Here is a 19,161-nt window from a genome sequence, read left to right as displayed (position 1 = left end):
CGGGCAAAGGGAAGCCCGACGGGTTGACGTCATCGATTTGCGGTTAAGGTCAGTTACTCAGACAGATACTGGTCGGCGTCGGAAAAGGGACGCGGCAGCAGCCTGCCCCAGCGCACCAGTTTGTTCATGGCGGCGATAATCAGCGCGCGGCGCGGCTCATCGAAGGATTCAAAGGCGTCGCCGACCTCCTGTAGCCGGAAGCTCCCCGGTTTTTCCCGGTTCGCCAGCGTCAGCACGCAGAACTTAAATTCCTCGCTCTGCCGGTTAAAGGCGACCAGCGCTGGATTACGGCTGTCGCTCCGCATTCGCCGCCAGCTTTTGCGGAACTCATCGAAGCTCATGGCCGCCCCAGGTTCAGAATGGCTATTCATCATAAGTGAATCAGGCTGGCTGAAAGTTAACAGAAAAAGAACAGGGCGTTTTTGTCGCCCGCGCTGGCGCGCTCTGCATGCCGCGCGTCGCTATAGCCGATGTGCAGGGCCTGCCGCAAAACGCAGGCGAGAGGCGCTCTGCCTGAATAAAAAGCGCTGAAACGGGACGTTTTACGCCGATCCGTAATAAAAGGAGCGCAGCTATGGCATTTGTAATATCAGGCCTCATAGGGCATCATCTCCAGTTAACGTAATGTCAGTTATATGCGATAACATTCACAACGCAGTGATGCTAATTCAAATATGTTAGTAACACAAGAGGAAGCTCAAAAATGTTAGTCACTAATTTTAACGGGAGCGGCGGGGCTATCCTCGACAGGCTGATTCAGGCCTATGGGTTTAAACAGAAGTCGCAGTATGCCGAGCATGTCGGCCTCTCTTCCAGCAACCTGGCAATGCGTTATAAAAGAGACGCTTTCCCGGCTGATCTGGTGGTGCAGTGCCTTATCGATACCGATGCCGAACTGAACTGGATCCTCTATGGCCAGGGCAATCCCCCTAGCGCGGTGCAGGCGCAGACGGCGGAAAAAGGCAGCGAAAGTCACCCGATGAAGAGCCTCACCGATATTGAGCGAGTGAAATTAACAAATGGTGAGCTCGCGCCTGTCGATTTTGTGACTCTGGAGAGCAAGCTGTTCCTGGATAAGGTGGCGCCCCACAGCAATCTGCTGGCGGTGATTGAAGGCGAGCAGCAGTACATCGTTAACCGCAGCTTTAAGGCGGTGGTGGACGGCAAATGGTTGCTGGATATCGAGGGCATGGCCAGCCTGCGCAACCTCGCGCGCCTGCCTGGCGGCCGAGTCAGGATCAGCGGCGGCGACGCGGAGTTTGAGTGCGCGCTGAACGAGATTTCCCCCACCGGCATCGTGGTGATGACGTTAATTTAAAGGAGCCGCGCTTCGCCCCGGCGAACCGAACCGATACATGCGATTCAGACTTAACATTCTCATCCCCCTTATCCTGCTCTGCGTAGCCGCCGGCTGGTACTGGCTGACGCCACACTACAGCAAAGAGGATGAGGCCTATTACATCTCGGTATTCTGCGCGATTCACCATGACGACAGCCGCCGCTTTGTGGCGGATATGCGCACGGTTATCGAAGGCGGCAACTCCGACTACGCGCTGCAAAAAATTCACTTCCAGCCGCGCCTGGGCCAGCACGTGGCGGACGCCTGGCAGACGCTGAGCGCTGAGCAAAAGACGCAGGCCAGCGCCGACGCCGCCCAGTGCCGCGCCCTGCTCTCCGCGACGCTGAATTAAGCCGACGCTACGCTGCGCCCCGCCGTTACAGCGCGAAATCCGCGTGTTATCTTGTGGGTTTCGCAACATCCTTTCAGGCAAACTCTCATGACAAAACTGCGGGTAGGCATTGTGTTCGGCGGCAAATCGGCCGAGCACGAAGTATCGTTACAGTCGGCTAAAAATATCCTTGATGCGATCGATAAAACGCGTTTCGAGCCGGTGCTGTTAGGCATTGATAAACAGGGTCAGTGGCATCTTAACGACGCCTCGAACTTTCTCATCAACGCGCAAGATCCGGCGCTCATCGCGCTTAACCGCGCTGGCGAAAGCGTGGCGTTGGTGCCTGGCGCGTCGCAGCAGCAGGTGATCGCCCGTCAGAGCGGTCATGCGCTGTCGCAGATCGATGTGATTTTCCCTATCGTGCACGGCACGCTCGGCGAAGATGGATCGCTGCAGGGCTTGCTGCGCGTGGCGTCGCTGCCTTTTGTCGGCTCTGGCGTGCTCGGCTCGGCGGTCAGCATGGATAAAGACTTCACCAAACGTCTGCTGCGCGACGCCGGGCTGCAGGTCGCACCCTGGATTAGCGTCACGCAGGCGCAGCGGTCGCGTATTCAGGCGGCGGAGATCGTCGCGCAGCTCGGCCTGCCGCTGTTTATCAAACCGGCCAATCAGGGCTCTTCAGTGGGCGTCAGCAAAGTCGACAGCGTCGACGACTTCGACCGCGCGCTGGATCTCGCCTTTACCTTCGATCGCAAGGTGTTGATTGAAACCGGCATCAAAGGCCGCGAGATCGAGTGTGCAGTGCTGGGCAACGACGATCCGCAGGCGAGCCCGTGCGGCGAAGTGGTGGTGCACGACGCCTTCTACTCCTACGAGACCAAATATATCAGCGAAACCGGCGCGCAGACGCAGGTGCCTGCCGCTATCGACGACGCGCACAGCGAAGCGATCCGCGCCGTGGCGATTAAGGCGTTTCAGGCGCTGGAGTGCAGCGGAATGGCGCGCGTCGACGTTTTCCTGACGGAAGCGGGCGAGATTATCGTCAACGAGGTGAATACCCTGCCCGGCTTCACCAATATCAGCATGTATCCCAAGCTGTGGCAGGCGGCGGGACTGAGCTATCGCGATCTGATTACCCGCCTTATTGAGCTGGCGCTGGAGCGCCATCAGCAAACCAGCCAGCTGAAAAGCAGCGTTTAGTCGCGAAGCGTCGCGTTACGCCACGTCGCTGGTGGCCAGCGCAAGGGTTCTGAAGGCGGGCGTGGTCTGATTGCGCCCGTTGCGCTTGGAGAGATAGAGGTTTTTATCCGCGGCGGAGATCAGCTGGTTGACCAGGCTGTGCCAGTCGCGCTCTTCGCCCGCCTTGCCCTGCGCCAGCCCCAGGCTGACGGTGACGGTAACGGTATTGCCCTGCAGCCAGAACTTCTCTTTGCCGATCGCCTGTCGCACCGCTTCCGCCAGCTGGTAGAGGCGCTCAGGACGCGCGTCGAACAGCACGATGGCAAACTCTTCCCCGCCGAAGCGGCAGATGCGCCCCTGCTGGCCCACCACTTGCTGCATGCGCCGCGCAATCTCCTCCAGCACGCCGTCGCCGGCGTCATGACCGAAGTTGTCGTTGATGGCTTTGAAATAGTCGACATCCAGCAGGATGACGCCAACGTTGCGCTGCGCCGAGAACGGCTCCTCTTTCAGGCTTTCATACAGCCCGGAGCGCGACAGCAGCTGGGTAAGAAAATCGTAGTTGGCGCGCAGCGCGAGACGCTGATTAAGCTGACGTACCGCATCCATACTGACGGCGACGATCAGCGGGCTGATGGCGACGGTGGCGACGCCGAGACGCGCCGAGGTGAGATGACTTAAATGCAGCAGGTTATCGTTGCCCTGAATGTTCATGACGCCGTGCGATACCAGCACGATTTCGCTGATGCCGGTCAGCAGGATCACCAGGCTGGTGACCGGGATCGGCAAGACGATGGCGCACCAGATCAGCGCCGGAACCGGAAAAGTCAGGCTGCCGGCGCCGCCCATCATCGCCCCGACCGCCAGCGACAGCACCACGCTCAGCAGCGGCAGCCATTTGCCCGGCGAGAGCAGCGCGGTAAACGACAGGCCGCGCCAGTTACGCGCCAGCAGGAACGGCAGCAGCATCACGCCGGTAGAGAACTGTTCGCTGAACCAGTCGCCCCAGGCGGTGGCGAAGCGGGTGTCGAAGCTTAAATCCTGCGCCAGCCCGCCCCAGGTGGCGCAGGCAAAGGCGGCCAGCAGGCAGGCGGGAAAGATGCGCAGCGCGTTGCTGATCTGCCTGCGGTCGGAGTCGCGCAGGTAGTGCTTCACCAGCATCGAGACGGAGATAATGATAAACAGCAGGTTGGCGACGTTAAGCGTCACGGCGGGCCACGCCCAGCCGGAAAAGAGGGTGTCGTTCACCACCATGGCGGCGAAGCTGGCAAGATAGTAGCGAATGCGATGCAGCCAGGGATGCCGAACGATGACGGCGGCGGCGATGGCGTTTACCGGCCAGAAGAGAGAAAGCTCCGCAGGCACGCGCAGATGGCTGCCCAAAAAGCAAAACAGCAGGGTGATCAGAAACAGCGAGAGGAGATTTATTGTGGTGTTGTGCTCTGCAAACAGCTTAACGCGCATAGGTCTGAACCCTGTAGCCTGTAATTTCCCCGCTCCCTGCCTGTTTCGGACGATTGTCGCACGCCATTAAACCGCATTCGCCGCCTGGGCAATTCAGTGAATAAACGGCAGAGATCGACGCTACTCGCAATCTGGGCTGCGCCGTCTGGCTTACGGCGCGAAAATTATGCCTTAAATAAAAAAATCGGCTATCCGAGATATCCGATTTTTCAGACAGCAACTGAGTCAAACTAGCGGGTGCCTAACAGGCGAATCCCTCTTTTACTTCACCGCCACCGGCCACTGGCTGAGGCGAATGCCGCGCTTATCTGCGTTGTCGCCGAAATCCTTCAGCACCGCCTTCACGTCGGGATCCAGATACTCGGCGTTATCGTGATCCACGATCACCACGCTGTTCTCCGGGATCTCCGCCAGCAGCCCCTGCAGTTTCGGGTTGTGCAGAAAGGTCAGATTCTGCTGAAAGCGCAGCACATAGTGATCGTCATAGCGCGTCAGCTGCAGCGCGTTGCGGTGGCTCTTGTAGAGGCTGTAAAGCATCTGCGTCGCCAGACCGATGCCGATGCCTGCCAGCATGCCGAACAGGATAATACCGCCGATGGTGGCGAGGAACGGCACGTACTGCTGTGCGCCCATACGGAACTGCTCCACAAACAGGCGCGGCGTCGCCAGCTTATAGCCGGTATAGAGCAATACCGCCGCCAGGCTGGCCAGCGGAATGGCGTTCAGCATATCGCTGAACCAGAGTCCGCAGATCAGCAGCAGCACGCCGTGGATCAGAATAGAGAGCTTGGTCTGCGCGCCGGTGCTGACGTTCACCGAACTGCGCACGATCACCGCGGTAATCGGCATGGCGCCCAGCAGGCCGGCGCTGAGATTGCCGATCCCCTGCGCAAACATCTCGCGATTGGGCGACGGCGGCGGATTCTGCGGGCGCAGCTTCTTCAGCGCCTCCTGGCTCAGCAGCGTCTCCAGGCTGGCGACCAGCGCCAGCGTCACCGCCACCACCCAGACCGACGGATTTTGCCACGCGTTCCAGGCCGGACTCTCCAGCTGCGCCGCCAGCGCGGAGAGGCTGTCGAACTCCGGCAGCGCGATGCGCGACAGCTGAGCCGCCATCTCCGGCATCCACTGTCCGCCGAATACCGTGGCGGCGCAGCCGAACAGCACCGCCACCAGCGGACCGGGTATCCAGCCCAGCACGCCCGCCTTTTTCACCAGCGGCGTGGTCCAGAGCCAGAGGATCGCCAGACTGCCGCCGGCGACCAGCATGGCGGGCGCGGAAAAGGTCGCGGCGCCGCTGGCGAATCCGGCCAGACCGGCATCGCCCTCGATACCGAACGCCACCGGGATCTGCTGGATAATCAGCAAAATGCCGATAGCCGCCAGCATGCCTTTAATGACGCTGCCCGGCACCAGCGAGATAAAACGGCCGGCGCGCAGCAGGCCGAGGCCGCACTGCATCAGGCCAGCCAGCACCAGCGCGGTAAGAAAAGCGCTGAAGCTGCCGAGCGTCTCGATAGAGGCGACGACGATCGTCACCAGACCCGCCGCCGGGCCGCTGACGGCAAAGCGCGACGGGCTGAGCGCGGTAACCAGCAGCCCGCCGAGCACCCCGGTCAGCAGGCCGGCGAACGGCGGCAGTCCGCTCGCCTGTGCGATGCCCAGACAGAGCGGCAGCGCCACCAGAAAAACCACCAGGCCGGCAGGAATATCCTGACGAAGCGTATTCACATTCATGGCGAAGATTCCTCTGCTGATTGCTGGATTAACTCTTTAAGGTGGCCCGACTGCAGATCGTAAACGCAGCCGAACAGATCTAATGTCTGGCCCGCGCGCCACGCGTCGCGCACCGGCGCGGCAGCGGCGAGACGGGCGAACTGCGCCAGCACGTTAACTTCCACCAGCCGGTTCAGCGTCTCCGCTGCTGGCTGCGGCTCATCGGGCAGTTCGTTTCCCAATGCCTGACGCAGCGCGGCGATACGGCGCGCCAGCGCCGAGTCTTCGTACGCCAGCGGGCTCTGCGGCAGGTCAAGCGCCGCCTGAACGCCGCCGCAGCCGTAGTGGCCGCACAGCACGATGCGTTTTACGCCAAGATAGATGATGGCGTACTGCAGCACGCTCATCAGGTTGTCATCGCCGTCGACCACCATGTTGGCGATATTGCGATGAACGAAGAGTTCGCCAGGATGCGAGCCGGTCAGGACTTCGGCCGGTACGCGGCTGTCTGAACAGCCAATCCAGAGTGAATGCGGTTTTTGTTGATGGAGGTATTTTTCAAAATAGTCAGGATTACGCTCGCGGCGCTGGAGCGCCCAGCTGCGATTTTTCGCTAATAAAGGTTTCAGTGTCGTCACAATCGTCTCTCTCAACAACCGGGGATCGAATATTCAGGCGAACAAGGCGGTGAACCGGCTCACAGTTAGCCGGCGTCGGTTTAAGAAATAACGCAGTTGATCACAGAAATTGTTTATAGACGTTTATGATTAATTACGCATCCGTAATTTTTCTCCAGGCCAGGGCGGCCCGCTTTTTGTAAGGAATAATTCAGCAGAGGTAAATTTAAGGTAAAACTATTTAAGTACGCCTGATTTAAGCGATGCGGGGATAACCATTAAAAATTATTATTATCAATGCATTGAAATAACCTTATTATTTAAAAGCTCTTTCTGCTGACAAATAATGACATTCCAGCTGCGCTGGCTTTTACACACGCTCAGTTACCAGCGGTACTTTATTACAGAAAAATCCGAATTAATTTTTTAACCAATAGCGATTAACACTGGCTGCTGGCAAAAAAGGCAGCGTAATAAACTTAATAAAGGTGGTTTTGAAAGTAAGAGATAATTAAATTAGTTTGCAGCAAAATAGTTACCTGTAAACGTAAATATCGGCGGATAAAAAGCAGAGCCTGCTGACGCAGGCTCTTTCGCTTGACGAATTATTTACCGTTCCACGCTTTCAGCTGCGCATCGCGCGTTGAGAGCTGCTGCGGCGGCGTCAGCTTATTGTAGTTTTCCGCCATGCCGCTCTCCCAGTCGCCATAGAGCGGATTAGGCAACACGATGAACTGGGTGCCGAACAGCGCGTGGTTCTGGCTGACAAAGGCGCGACGCTGCGCGTTGCCCTGATGCCAGGTCGACGCGCCGAAATCGTTGAGGTTATCGCCGACGTAGAGCACCACGTTGTAGCCCGCTGCCTTGATGGCGTCGAAACGCGCCTGCTTGTTAGAACTGCCGGTGCTAAGGCGCACGGTCTGCGGCGTGACCTGCGGGAAGCCGAGCTGTGTCAGCCTGGCGACGGTGGCGTCGAAATCTTTCTGGTCGCGGTTCGACACGTAGAACAGCGTGCCGCCGTGCGAGGTGACGTAGCGGGCGAAATCGACCGCGCCGGGCACCGCCAGCGCCTGCTTCGCCTGGGTCCACGTCGACCAGCTTTGCGCGCTGAACGGCTGGCCGTTTTTCGCCTGCCAGGCGCTGTAGGCGCTGTTGTCGATCATAGTTTCATCGAGATCGACGATTACCGCCTTGGGCTTGCCAGTCAGCGACGGCGCGGCGTCGAACGCCAGCCGCGCGCCGTTGAAGGCCTGCCACGTCAGCGCCTGATACTCGCCGGACTGCTGGAACCAGTTCAGAGCCAGCACCGACTGCTGGCCGAGCTGTTGCTGCGCATGTTGCGTTGTCTGCGAGGCGCAGCCCGACAGCATCAGCGCCATCAGGCCGCTGGTCAGCAGCGTTGCGGTCATTTTCATCCTGTTATCCTTAAGCCGAAAGTGGGAAGAGGTAACGCTTTAAAAATGTAGCAGTTAACCTAAGCTGAATGCAGCCAAACGCCTCAGAGGAGATTCATATGGGAATCCGCGTACGCTCTACCCTGCTTGATGCGCTGGAGTGGGTTGACTATGCCTTTCAGCCCGCAGGCGAAGCGCCGCCCGACGATGTCGCTTACGGCCGTCAGCGCCACAGCGCCACGGTGGTGGATGACGAAGCCAACGTGCCGCCGAAAAGCTGCGAGTCCGACGGGATTATCGGACTGGGCGCCCGGCCGGTCGCGGTCTATACCGCCGACTGCCTGCCGGTGCTGATTGCCGATACGCAACAGCGGCGCGTGGCGGCGGTGCATGCCGGGCTAAAAGGCACGCTGGCGGGCGTGCTGGAGCGCGCCGTCGACAGGCTGTGCGAAACGGGCAGCTCGCCGGAGGGTCTTTATGTCGCCATTGGGCCAGCCATCGCGCCCTGCTGCTATGAGCTGGGCGAGGAGATGCTGAGCGCCGTCGCGCCCACGCTCTCCGGATCGCAGCCGCCCTGCTGGCACCGCGAGCAGCCACACAATCCACTCGCCGTCAGGCCGCAGGCGAAGGCGACCCGCAACGGCGTCTGGTTCGATCTGCCGCAGCTGGCGACGCTAAGACTGACAGAGGCGGGCGTGCCGGCGGCGAACATCGAAAACGTCAGCTTTTGCACCTACTGCATGGCGGAAACCGGCTCCAGCTATCGCCGCAACACCCACTTCAATAGCGGCTATCAGTCGCGCTTCTCATGGATACGCCGTCGAGGCGGCTAAGGCTCGCTTTTATGATGCGCCTCACAGCGCGGTAAACTTTCACTTTTTTTTAACATCACGGCAGCTACATTACACTCATCCGACCACTTACCTGAGTGATGCCGCCGTGAAGAGTCACGCCTACCCTGCCCTGTTCGCCCCGCTCGACCTGGGGTTTACGCAGCTGCGCAACCGCTTCCTGATGGGCTCGATGCATACCGGACTGGAAGAGCATGCCGACGGCGCCCAGCGCCTTGCCGCATTTTATGGCGAGCGCGCGCGCGAAGGCGTCGCGCTGATCGTCACCGGCGGCGTCGCGCCCAATGCCCAGGGCGTGGCGATGAAGCATGGCGCGACGCTGGTCTCGCCGAAACAGTGCGGCTGGCACCGCCAGATCACTGACGCGGTACATGCGGAAGGCGGCAAAATCGCTCTGCAGATCCTGCATACCGGCCGCTACAGCTACCAGCAGGATTTGGTGGCGCCCACGGCGATCCAGGCGCCGATTAATCCTTATCTGCCGCAGGAGATGAGTGAGCAGGCGATCCTGCAAACCATCGACGATTTCGCACGCTGCGCGCGGCTGGCGCAGCGCGCGGGCTATGACGGCGTAGAGATCATGGGCTCGGAAGGCTACCTGATTAATCAATTTTTAGCGCCGCGCACCAACCAGCGCAGCGACCGCTGGGGCGGCGACGCGCCGCGCCGCCAGGCGTTCGCGCTGGCCGTCACCCGCGCGGTGCGCGACGCCGTGGGCCGCGACTTTATTGTGATTTTCCGCCTGTCGATGCTGGATCTGGTGGAAGACGGCAGCTCGCTGGAAGAGACACTGACGCTGGCGACCGCGCTGGAGAAAAGCGGCGTTACCCTGTTCAATACCGGCATCGGCTGGCACGAAGCGCGCGTTCCCACCATCGCCACTTCGGTGCCGCGCGCGGCCTTCGCTTCGGCGGCGCGGCGGCTGCGTCAGCATGTTTCGGTGCCGGTGATCGCCACCAACCGCATCAACCATCCGCAGGTGGCCGAGCAGCTATTGCAGAGCGGCTGCGCCGATATGGTGTCGCTGGCGCGTCCGTTTCTCGCCGACGCCGCCTTCGTCAGCAAATCGGCGCGCGGCGCGGCGGAGAGCATCAATACCTGCATCGCCTGCAACCAGGCCTGCCTCGACCAGATCTTTGTCGGCAAGATCACCTCCTGTCTGGTGAACCCGCGCGCCTGCCACGAAACCCTGATGCCGGTAACGCCCTGCGCCGCACCGAAGGTTATCGCGGTGGTGGGCGCCGGTCCGGCAGGCATGGCCTTCGCGCTGCAGGCGGCGCAGCGCGGCCATCGGGTGCAACTCTATGAAGCTGCTGACGCCATCGGCGGCCAGTTCAACATCGCGCGCCAGATCCCGGGCAAAGCGGAGTTTAGCGAAACCCTGCGCTACTTTGCTCACCAGCTTGCCGCGGCCGGCGTCGAGCTGCAAACCGGTTGTCGGGTGACGGCGGCGGATCTGGCCGAGGCGGACGAGGTGGTGCTGGCAACCGGCATTCAGCCGCGCACGCCGGCGATTCCCGGCATCGATCATCCGAGCGTGCTCAGCTATCTTGAGGTGCTGCGCGACAAAAAGCCGGTGGGCAGCCGCGTCGCCATTATCGGCGCAGGCGGCATCGGCTTCGATACCGCCATGTACCTCTCTCAGCCGGCAGAAGCGCAGACCAGCGAAAGCTTCTGCCGCGAATGGGGCATCGACCTGACGCTGGCGCAGCGCGGCGGCCTGACGCACGCCGAGCCGCAGCCTGCTACGCGCGCCATCTGGCTGCTGCAGCGCAAACCAGGCAAACCGGGCGCGGGTCTGGGCAAAACCACCGGCTGGATCCATCGCGCCACGCTGCAGGCGCGCGGCGTGCGCATGTGGGGCGGCGTCGAGTATCTGGCGATCGACGATGAGGGGCTGCTGCTGCGCCGCGACGGCGCAGTAGAGAGAGTCGTAGTGGATAACGTCATTATCTGCGCCGGTCAGGAGCCGCAGCGCGAGCTGGAGGCGGCGCTGCGCGCCCACAGCAAAAGCGTTCACCTTATCGGCGGCGCCGACGTGGCGCTGGAGCTGGATGCCCGCCGGGCGATCGCCCAGGCGGTGCAGCTCGCGCTGACTATCTGATCAGCGCATCTTCACCGCGCGCAGCACCACGAACTTCTGGTTCGAGGCCACCAGCGTGCAGTTGCCGAACAGTTTTTTCAGTTTGTGGTGATAGTCGAGGTGGCGGTTGCCGACAATGCGCAGCTCGCCGCCGTACTGCAGGCAGCGTTTGGCGTCGCGGAACATCTGCCACGCCAGGTGATCGGTGACGGCGTGCTGCTGATGGAACGGCGGGTTGCAGAGCACCGCGTGCAGACGGTCTGACGGATAGCCGCTCAGCACGTTGTTGACGCGAAAGACGCAGCGCGTCACATCCTGCGGGCGGTTCACCTCGACGTTGAGCTGGCTCGACGCCACCGCCATGTAAGACTCGTCAAGAAAATGCACTTCCGCCTGCGGATTGCTCTCCAGCGCCATCAGGCCAATCACCCCGTTGCCGCAGCCGAGATCGACGATCTCGCCTTCGATATTTTCCGGCAGGTGATGCATAAAGAGGCGCGCGCCGATATCCAGCGAGGTGCGCGAGAAGACGTTGGCGTGGTTGTGGATCTGATAAGGCGTCTCGTCCAGCGGCCAGACGGTGGTCGCCGCCTGCGGCGCCAGCGTCGGCGCGCTGAACTGGGTGTAGATCAGACGCGCTTTTTTCCACGCCAGCGAGGTGCGCGTGTCGCCGAGGATCTTCTCGAACAGCTGCAGCGTGGAGTTATGGATCTCTTTAGCGCGCGCCGCCGCCAGGATCACCGTATCAGCGGTCACCACCTCGCGCAGGGCGCGCAGCTGCTGCTCCAGCAGCGCCAGGGTTTTCGGCACCTTGATCAGCACCGCGGCCGGCGCGGCGGGCAGCGGGTCGAGGCTGCTGAGAAAGCGCACTTCGCCGTCGTCAAGTTCATTCAGGCGCAGGTTTTGCCGCGTCGCCTGCTGGCTGAGCCAGGAGTCGCTGACGTGCCAGACCGGACGCGGATTGAGCGCGCAGGTGAGCGCGCCGAAGCTGTCGTTGAACACCAGGATCGGCCCTTCCGGCAGCGTCTGCTGCAGCAAATATTCATCTGCCGCATCCCACGCCTGAAGCGGGCTCTCTTCACGCATTTGCGGAAAACGATGCAGGATCAGGGTGCGATCCGCTAGTTCAAGTTGGCTCATGAATTCTCCGGCTGGTACAATCTGGCTGTTTTACGCCCTAAAAAGGGGGCGCAGTATACTGTCTTTCGCCGGGAATCCCTAATGTCCTCACTCATCTATCTGCAGGGTTATCCTGAGAACATCCTTCAGCAGGTTCAGACGCTGATCAAACATGAAAAGCTTGGCGCTTTTTTGCAGCAGCGCTATCCCGACACCCACAATATCGTTAGCGATAAAGCGTTATATGACTATACCCAGGCGCTGAAAAATCGCTTTATGCGCAACGCGCCGCCGATCAGCAAAGTCATCTGGGACAATAAAATCAAGGTGATGAAACACGCGCTGGGCCTGCATACGGCCGTTTCACGCGTTCAGGGCGGCAACCTCAAGGCCAAAGCGGAGATCCGCGTCTCGACCTTTTTCCGCCTCGCCCCCGAGCCTTTCCTGCGCATGATCGTGGTGCACGAGCTGGCGCACCTGAAAGAGAAAGATCACGACAAGGCGTTCTATCAGCTCTGCTGCCATATGGAGCCGGACTACCATCAGCTGGAGTTCGACGCCCGGCTCTGGATGACGGATCAGGCGATGCGCGGCAACGCGGCCTAAAGGAACTCCTGCGCTTTCTGGATCAGGCTGGTTTTGGTCAGCGCGCCGAGAAAGCGCTTCTCCTGCGGATTATTCAGCACCGGCAGGCGCTCCAGCGTCACGCGCGCGAACGCCTCCCAGCCTTCGCGCATGCTCTGGCTCTGGTAGACAAAAGGAAAGTTGTCGTCCATGACCGTAGAGACCGGCGAATCCAGCGTGATCTCCTGCGCCAGCACCTTACGCGCGATATCGTGGATCGAGACCACGCCGAGAAAAGCGCCCGCCGCGTTAATCACGTAGACGTAGCGCTCGCGCTTCAGCGAGCTGACCGCCAGCGCCTGCCCGACTGACTCCTGCGGCTGCAGCGCCGCCCCCGGAATAATCAGCTCCGCCACGCGCATATTGTCGAAGTCATATTTCGCCTCCGAGCGGTTAAAGTGGTTGCCGACCACCGGATAGGTGCTGGCGGATTGCAGGCGATAGACCACCATCGATGCCAGCACGGCGGCGATCATCACCGGAAAAAGCAGCGAGCTGTTGAGGGTCATCTCCAGCACCATCAGGATCGCCATCAGCGGCGCCTGACTGACGGCAGCCAGCACAGCCGCCATGCCGATGGCCGCGTAGAGCAGCAGGTTGCCGAGCGGCAGATGCAGCGCTGCGCCCAGCGTCGCCAGCGCCACGCCGAGCAGCGCGCCGATCAGCAGCGACGGCGTAAAAAGACCGCCCACCGCGTTGGAGCCGACCGACAGCGTGGTCGCCAGCGTCTTCAGCAGCAAGAGCAGCAGCAGGCCCGGCAGCAGATAGTCGCCCGCCATGATTTTAACGATCACTTCGTAGCCGTTGCCCAGGATATCGGTGGAGATCAGCGCCAGCAGCCCGACCGCCAGCCCACCGGCGCCCAGCCGCAGCGGCAGCGAACGGATATGGCCGAACAGCGCTTTGCTGCGCGCGATAAGCTTAATCAGCAGCCAGCCCGCCAGCCCGGCGGCCAGGCCAATGACAACCGTCAGCAGCAGGCTGCTTACGTCCATCTGAAAGCTGGCGTCCGCCAGCGGATAGAGCGCGTTGCGGAAGCCCAGCGACCACATGGCCATCACGGCGACCGACGAGGCGATCACCAGCGGGATCAGGCGCTGCAGCGCCGAAATGCCGAAGGCGATTTCAGCCACGAAAATCGCCGACGCCAGCGGCGCGTGGTAGACCGATGAAAGTCCGGCGGCGGCGGCCATCGCCACCACGTCGCTGTTTTTCAGGTTGAGCGAGGCGGGGATCCAGCGGCCCAGCACGCTGCCGCACAGCGCGGAGAGCTGCACCATCGGCCCCTCTTTACCGATAGAGGCGCCCGAGCCGATGCTGGCGATAGAGGAGAGCGCACGAAACAGCGAGGTGCGGGTCGGCACCGCGTCGAGCCGCGCGTTAATCACCTCCAGGTAGTCTGTCTTTACCGTCTGCTGCTGTTCGATGCTCACCGCGTAGCGCAGGAAAAAACCCGCCAGCACGCCGCCCGCGCCCACCAGCAGCGGCCAGAAGATCCATGGCCAGACGTGCATCGCCACGGTAATCTCACTGCCGCTGTTGAACAGCAAACGGTTGATCAGCTCGATAACGCCGCGGAACGCCAGCGTCACCAGCGACGCCGCCAGTCCGACCGGGATCGCCACCAGCAGCGTGGTCCAGTTCAGTGCGTGTTTACTTCCTTTCAAGCGCGTTCTCCACCTTTTTCAGCCAGTCGCCGTCACTATCGCGCGGTTCCCTCTTGCGGGATATATATCATAAAACGTAACAAGGAGGCTGGCGTGAAGCATGAGAGGCGACTCACTTGCAAAGGCTGGATGGACTGGCGATGAACCATCATGTCGTGCCTCTTGCTTTTATAAGCTGTAGCTTATAGCATTTTTATAAGCTACAGCTTATAAGGATATTCTATGTGGACTGTGCTTTTCGGTAAGGTATTCGATGCGTGGTTCGAAGAACAGGAAGAGGCTTTACAGGAAAAAATCCTTGCCGATCTTATCAACCTCAGGACGTACGGACCTGTGCTGCCTCGGCCTTATGCAGATTCGGTGAATGGATCGCGACACAAGAATATGAAAGAACTTCGTATTTAATATGCTGGAAAGCCGGTACGCGCTTTTTTCGCGTTTGATCCCGTACGCAGAGCGGTCATCCTTTGCGCAGGTGATAAAAGCAATGATAAAAATTTTTACCCGCGCATGATACGTATTGCCGACGATGAATTCACGGCGCACCTGAACAACCTGAAGGGGAAACGATGAGAACGCTTGATGACGCTATTGCCGCACGCTCAGCGGAAAGCCAGCAGCGCATACGCGATATGGCAGACGAGATGGTGCTCGAAACCGGCTTACAGATGATGCGAGAGGAGCTGCAACTGTCGCAAAAAAGCGTTGCGGAAGCGATGGGCATCAGCCAGCCCGCGATTACTCAGCTAGAGCAACGCGGCAACGAGCTTAAGATAGCAACACTTAAGCGCTACATTGAGGCAATGGGGGGCAAGCTCAGCCTGGATGTAGAATTGCCTTCTGGCAAACGCATCGCTTTTCACCTCTAAACAACATGTGCTCTTTACCTCCCGGAATCTGTCGCTTGTACCTGACTGGAAGGCGGATCGCATAATTAAATTGCCTTTACTATCAGCGCTTGCGCCCGGTGCCGGCCGTGTTACTCTGCCGCTATTTGCCGCAGGAGAGCCGACGTGATCCGTTTTGCTATTGTGGGAACCAACTGGATAACGCGCCAGTTTATCGATGCCGCGCACGAAACCGGCCATCTGCGCCTGAACGCCATCTATTCGCGTTCGCAGCATCAGGCGGAAACCTTTGCCGCAGACTATCCCTGTTCACATCTCTTTACCTCGCTGGAGGCGCTGGCCGCCTCCGATCTTATCGATGCGGTTTACCTGGCGAGCCCGAATGCACTCCACTGCGAGCAGGCGCTGCTGTTTATGTCGCACGGCAAGCACGTTATCTGCGAAAAGCCGCTCGCCTCCAACTTGCATGAGGCGGAGCGGATGATCGCCTGCGCCCGGCAGCACCAGGTGGTACTGTTCGAGGCGTTTAAAACCGCCAGCCTGCCTAATTTCGCGCAGCTGCAGCAGGCGCTGCCCGCCATCGGGCCGCTGCGCAAGGCGCTGTTCAGCTACTGTCAGTATTCGTCGCGCTATCAGCGCTACCTTGACGGCGAGAATCCCAATACCTTTAATCCGCGCTGGTCAAACGGCTCGATCATGGATATCGGCTACTACTGTCTGGCGACGGCGGTGGCGCTGTGGGGCGCGCCGCAGGCGGTAAAAGCGAGCGCGACGCTGCTGGCCAGCGGCGTCGACGGCCACGGCAGCGTGCTGCTCGACTATGGCGATTTCGACGTTACGCTGCTGCACTCCAAGGTCAGCGACTCGCGCATTGCCAGCGAGATTCAGGGCGAAGCGGGCTCGCTGCTGATCGAAAAGCTGTCGGAGATGCAGTCGGTCAGCCTGGTGCCGCGCCAGAGCGCCGCTCAGGTGCAGGATCTCAGCCAGCCGCAGCATATCAATACCATGCTTTATGAGGCCCAGAGTTTTGTGCAGCTGGTGCGCCAGCGTCATATCGAGCATCCAGGCCTTGAAACCTCGCGTATTACCGCCGCGCTGCTGACCGAAATCCGCCGTCAGACCGGCGTGGTTTTCCCGGCCGACGAGCCGGCTGTGTAAATATGTCTAAATATGAATGGCTGTGCTTGCCTCTTTCATGGCCAGCGCCTATCTTAACGGACAGCAAAGGGGAGTAACTTGTAAGCTGCACGATCGTCATTACGGTGCGTAAGCATCCGGTCGTCAGGCAACCCGGAATCTGATTCTGCGTTGTAAGTGAGACCTTGCCGGAAGGCGAGGTTTGCTTACATCCCTGTAAAGCGGCTGACGTCTTCTGACTTCAGCCGTTTTTCATTTCAGGGCAGGAAACGCTATGCAGACAGTAGGAACGCCTCTTCTCTGGGGCAGCTTTGCAGTAGTGGTGCTGATTATGCTGGCGATCGATCTCTTTTTGCAGGGACGACGCGGCGCGCAGACCATGAGTTTTAAACAGGCGGCCGTCTGGTCACTGATTTGGGTGTCGGTGTCGCTGCTGTTCAGCGCCGCCTTCTGGTGGTATCTCGAGGGAAGCGCCGGGCGCGAAGTCGCCACCACGCAAACCCTGGCATTTTTGACCGGTTACGTGCTGGAAAAAGCGCTGGCGGTCGATAACGTCTTCGTCTGGCTGATGCTCTTCAGCTACTTCTCCATTCCCGCCGCGCTGCAGCGCCGCGTGCTGATTTACGGCGTGCTGGGCGCCATCGTGCTGCGCACCATTATGATTTTCGCGGGCAGCTGGCTGGTAACGCAGTTTAGCTGGATCCTCTATCTGTTCGGCGCTTTCCTGCTGCTGACCGGCCTGAAGATGGCCTTTTCCAAAGAAGATGATGAGAACGCGGTGGGCGACAAGCCAGTAGTACGCTGGCTGCGCAAGCATCTGCGCATGACCGACGAGCTAGAGGGCGAGAAGTTTTTCACCCGCAGGAACGGCGTGCTGTTTGCGACGCCGCTGCTGCTGGTGCTGATTATGGTAGAGCTGAGCGACGTGATTTTTGCGGTCGACAGTATTCCGGCGATCTTCGCCGTGACCACCGATCCCTTTATCGTACTGACCTCTAACCTGTTCGCTATCCTCGGCCTGCGCGCGATGTATTTTCTGCTGGCCAACGTCGCCGAGCGTTTCTCGATGCTCAAATATGGCCTGGCGATCGTGCTGGTCTTTATCGGCATTAAAATGTTGATCGTCGAGTTCTACCATATTCCGGTGGCGATCTCGCTGGGCGTTGTCGGCGTGATCCTCGGTTCAACCCTGTTGATCAACGCCTGGGTGAATCGCAAAAGCGACCAGAAAAAACTCTCGCAATAATCCGCTACAGGGGCAGGTAATGCCCCTGTTTTATTTTGCCAGCCCCGGATGCGACATTTCATCGCTCTGTCACACTCTCTTCATACAGCATAATAGAAATCCGATCGCCCTCGCACCGACAGAATTATCTCTTTCTTCGCCCGCTCTTTTCCTTATACTCCGCCGGGCAAACCGCTTCAGGCGCGTTAATCGACGCCCTCTGAAGCCACATACCGCTACAACCTAAAGAACAATTATGCAGAACTCACTTTCCGGTCGTCTGGGCGCCCTGTTCGCAGGAAGTCTGGTGAAACAAATTATGGTAGGACTGGTGGCTGGCGTAGCGCTGGCCTGGGTCTCGAAGGATGCCGCACTGGCCGTTGGCCTGCTAGGTGAGCTGTTCGTCAGCGCGCTGAAAGCCGTTGCACCGCTGCTGGTGCTGATGCTGGTGATCGCCTCGATTGCGAATCACCAGCAGGGCCAGAAGACCAATATCAAACCCATTATCGCGCTCTACCTGCTGAGCACCTTTTTCGCGGCGGTGGTCGCGGTGGTGTTTAGCCATCTGGTGCCGCAGACGCTGACGCTGGCCGTAGGCACCACCGAAATCACGCCGCCGTCCGGTATTACCGAGGTGCTGCGCGGCCTGCTGATGAGCATGGTAGCGAACCCCATCACCGCGCTGATGCAGGCCAACTATATCGGCATTCTGGTATGGGCGATTGGTCTGGGCCTGGCGTTCCGTCATAGCTCACAGACTACGCGCGACCTGCTTAATGACGCCTCAAACGCCGTAACCTGGCTGGTGCGCTGCGTGATCCGCTGCGCGCCGATCGGCATTTTCGGCCTGGTAGCGTCGATTTTGGCCTCTACCGGCTTCGGCGCGCTGTGGCAATATGCGCATCTGCTGGCGCTGCTGCTGGGCTGTATGCTGCTGATGGCGCTGGTGGTGAATCCGCTGCTGGTCTACAGCAAGATTCGCCGCAACCCTTATCCGCTGGTGTTTACCTGCCTGCGCGAAAGCGGCGTGACCGCCTTCTTTACCCGCAGCTCGGCGGCCAATATTCCGGTGAATATGGCGCTGGCGAAACGTCTGAACCTGGATGAAGACACTTATTCAGTGTCGATTCCGCTGGGCGCCACCATCAGCATGGCGGGTGCTTCCATCACCATTACCGTGCTGACGCTGGCGGCGGTGCATACCCTGGGGATCAGCGTCGACGTACCAACGGCGATACTGCTGAGTCTGGTGGCATCGCTGTGCGCCTGCGGCGCATCCGGCGTGGCGGGCGGTTCGCTGCTGCTGATCCCGGTCGCCTGCAATATGTTCGGCATTCCTAACGATCTGGCGATGCAGGTGGTCGCGGTCGGCTTTATTATCGGCGTGCTGCAGGATTCCGCCGAAACGGCGCTGAACTCCTCGACCGATATTCTGTTTACCGCGGCGGTTTGTCAGGCGGAAGCCGAGCGCGAAACCAGCCGGGCTTGATAACAAAATGGCGACCATAAAGGTCGCCATTGCTGTCTTTTCGCTGGGTGCCGTCGCGGGTGGCATGGACCGATC

General features: G+C 60.0%; 17 protein-coding genes and 1 pseudogene. 11 read left to right on the top strand and 7 right to left on the bottom strand.

Going from position 1 to position 19,161, the window contains the following annotated elements:
- Positions 1 to 53: 53 nt before the first annotated feature.
- Positions 54 to 341, bottom strand: coding sequence for a hypothetical protein (locus PVE98_RS02500; protein ID WP_096072088.1), 288 nt, complete (start codon positions 339 to 341; stop codon positions 54 to 56).
- 362 nt (positions 342 to 703) lie between these two features.
- On the opposite strand from PVE98_RS02500, the gene PVE98_RS02495 reads away from it, so the two are divergent.
- From PVE98_RS02495 to ddlA, 3 genes are all read left to right on the top strand, one after another.
- On the top strand, positions 704 to 1,318 hold the full coding sequence (locus PVE98_RS02495) for a phage repressor protein CI (protein ID WP_033755053.1): 615 nt from the start codon (positions 704 to 706) through the stop codon (positions 1,316 to 1,318).
- A 37-nt stretch (positions 1,319 to 1,355) separates the two neighbouring features.
- On the top strand, positions 1,356 to 1,691 hold the full coding sequence (locus PVE98_RS02490) for a hypothetical protein (RefSeq protein ID WP_033755050.1): 336 nt from the start codon (positions 1,356 to 1,358) through the stop codon (positions 1,689 to 1,691).
- 87 nt (positions 1,692 to 1,778) lie between these two features.
- Positions 1,779 to 2,873, top strand: a complete 1,095-nt coding sequence (gene ddlA / locus PVE98_RS02485; protein ID WP_096072089.1) for a D-alanine--D-alanine ligase — start codon at positions 1,779 to 1,781, stop codon at positions 2,871 to 2,873.
- 15 nt (positions 2,874 to 2,888) lie between these two features.
- Here the strand turns inward: ddlA and PVE98_RS02480 are convergent, their stop codons facing one another.
- The 4 genes from PVE98_RS02480 to PVE98_RS02465 all read right to left on the bottom strand — a co-directional run bounded on the left by PVE98_RS02480 (position 2,889) and on the right by PVE98_RS02465 (position 8,064).
- Positions 2,889 to 4,316 (bottom strand): GGDEF domain-containing protein, encoded by a 1,428-nt coding sequence (locus PVE98_RS02480; RefSeq protein WP_096072090.1) that lies wholly within the window; start codon positions 4,314 to 4,316, stop codon positions 2,889 to 2,891.
- Between the two features lie 261 nt (positions 4,317 to 4,577).
- Positions 4,578 to 6,047 carry a SulP family inorganic anion transporter gene (locus tag PVE98_RS02475; RefSeq protein ID WP_096073846.1) on the bottom strand — a complete coding sequence of 490 codons (1,470 nt, stop codon included), beginning with the start codon at positions 6,045 to 6,047 and terminating at the stop codon, positions 4,578 to 4,580.
- 2 nt (positions 6,048 to 6,049) lie between these two features.
- Positions 6,050 to 6,670: a carbonic anhydrase gene (locus tag PVE98_RS02470; protein ID WP_096072091.1), complete on the bottom strand. Its 621-nt coding sequence runs from the start codon at positions 6,668 to 6,670 to the stop codon at positions 6,050 to 6,052.
- 584 nt (positions 6,671 to 7,254) lie between these two features.
- Positions 7,255 to 8,064 carry a 5'-nucleotidase, lipoprotein e(P4) family gene (locus PVE98_RS02465; RefSeq protein ID WP_096072092.1) on the bottom strand — a complete coding sequence of 270 codons (810 nt, stop codon included), beginning with the start codon at positions 8,062 to 8,064 and terminating at the stop codon, positions 7,255 to 7,257.
- Between the two features lie 98 nt (positions 8,065 to 8,162).
- Here PVE98_RS02465 and PVE98_RS02460 point away from each other — a divergent pair, with 98 nt between their 5' ends.
- Both PVE98_RS02460 and PVE98_RS02455 read left to right on the top strand, forming a co-directional pair.
- Positions 8,163 to 8,876 carry a polyphenol oxidase family protein gene (locus PVE98_RS02460; RefSeq protein WP_096072093.1) on the top strand — a complete coding sequence of 238 codons (714 nt, stop codon included), beginning with the start codon at positions 8,163 to 8,165 and terminating at the stop codon, positions 8,874 to 8,876.
- Between the two features lie 106 nt (positions 8,877 to 8,982).
- Positions 8,983 to 10,998, top strand: a complete 2,016-nt coding sequence (locus tag PVE98_RS02455; RefSeq protein ID WP_369826103.1) for an FAD-dependent oxidoreductase — start codon at positions 8,983 to 8,985, stop codon at positions 10,996 to 10,998.
- On the opposite strand, the gene rlmG is transcribed toward PVE98_RS02455, so the two are convergent.
- Positions 10,999 to 12,117 carry a 23S rRNA (guanine(1835)-N(2))-methyltransferase RlmG gene (gene rlmG / locus PVE98_RS02450; protein WP_096072095.1) on the bottom strand — a complete coding sequence of 373 codons (1,119 nt, stop codon included), beginning with the start codon at positions 12,115 to 12,117 and terminating at the stop codon, positions 10,999 to 11,001. It lies immediately after the preceding gene.
- An 81-nt stretch (positions 12,118 to 12,198) separates the two neighbouring features.
- On the opposite strand from rlmG, the gene PVE98_RS02445 reads away from it, so the two are divergent.
- Positions 12,199 to 12,702, top strand: a complete 504-nt coding sequence (locus tag PVE98_RS02445; protein ID WP_033755025.1) for a M48 family metallopeptidase — start codon at positions 12,199 to 12,201, stop codon at positions 12,700 to 12,702.
- Here PVE98_RS02445 and PVE98_RS02440 read toward each other — a convergent pair.
- Entirely contained in the window at positions 12,699 to 14,387 is a 1,689-nt protein-coding gene (locus PVE98_RS02440; RefSeq protein WP_333620421.1) for a chloride channel protein, read from the bottom strand. The two genes, PVE98_RS02445 and PVE98_RS02440, sit on opposite strands and share 4 nt — an antisense overlap.
- A gap of 222 nt (positions 14,388 to 14,609) precedes the next feature.
- On the opposite strand from PVE98_RS02440, the pseudogene PVE98_RS02435 reads away from it, so the two are divergent.
- The 5 genes and pseudogenes from PVE98_RS02435 (at position 14,610) to sstT (ending at position 19,086) form a co-directional block, all read left to right on the top strand.
- Positions 14,610 to 14,960, top strand: a pseudogene (locus tag PVE98_RS02435) (type II toxin-antitoxin system RelE/ParE family toxin).
- Entirely contained in the window at positions 14,957 to 15,256 is a 300-nt protein-coding gene (locus PVE98_RS02430; RefSeq protein ID WP_033755019.1) for a helix-turn-helix domain-containing protein, read from the top strand. The pseudogene PVE98_RS02435 and the gene PVE98_RS02430 overlap by 4 nt, the downstream one beginning before the upstream one ends.
- A gap of 144 nt (positions 15,257 to 15,400) precedes the next feature.
- On the top strand, positions 15,401 to 16,393 hold the full coding sequence (locus PVE98_RS02425) for a Gfo/Idh/MocA family protein (RefSeq protein WP_096072097.1): 993 nt from the start codon (positions 15,401 to 15,403) through the stop codon (positions 16,391 to 16,393).
- 253 nt (positions 16,394 to 16,646) lie between these two features.
- Positions 16,647 to 17,618 (top strand): TerC family protein, encoded by a 972-nt coding sequence (locus PVE98_RS02420; protein WP_096072098.1) that lies wholly within the window; start codon positions 16,647 to 16,649, stop codon positions 17,616 to 17,618.
- 235 nt (positions 17,619 to 17,853) lie between these two features.
- Complete coding sequence (sstT, locus tag PVE98_RS02415; protein ID WP_096072099.1) at positions 17,854 to 19,086, top strand: serine/threonine transporter SstT; 1,233 nt, start codon at positions 17,854 to 17,856, stop codon at positions 19,084 to 19,086.
- Positions 19,087 to 19,161 lie beyond the last annotated feature (75 nt).

Origin of the sequence: Pantoea sp. GABEPS69 (assembly GCF_045780835.1) — a bacterium.
Classification (GTDB): domain Bacteria; phylum Pseudomonadota; class Gammaproteobacteria; order Enterobacterales; family Enterobacteriaceae; genus Pantoea; species Pantoea septica.
The sequence above is the reverse complement of the archived record's forward strand: the minus strand, read 5'-3'. Positions and strand labels throughout refer to the sequence as shown.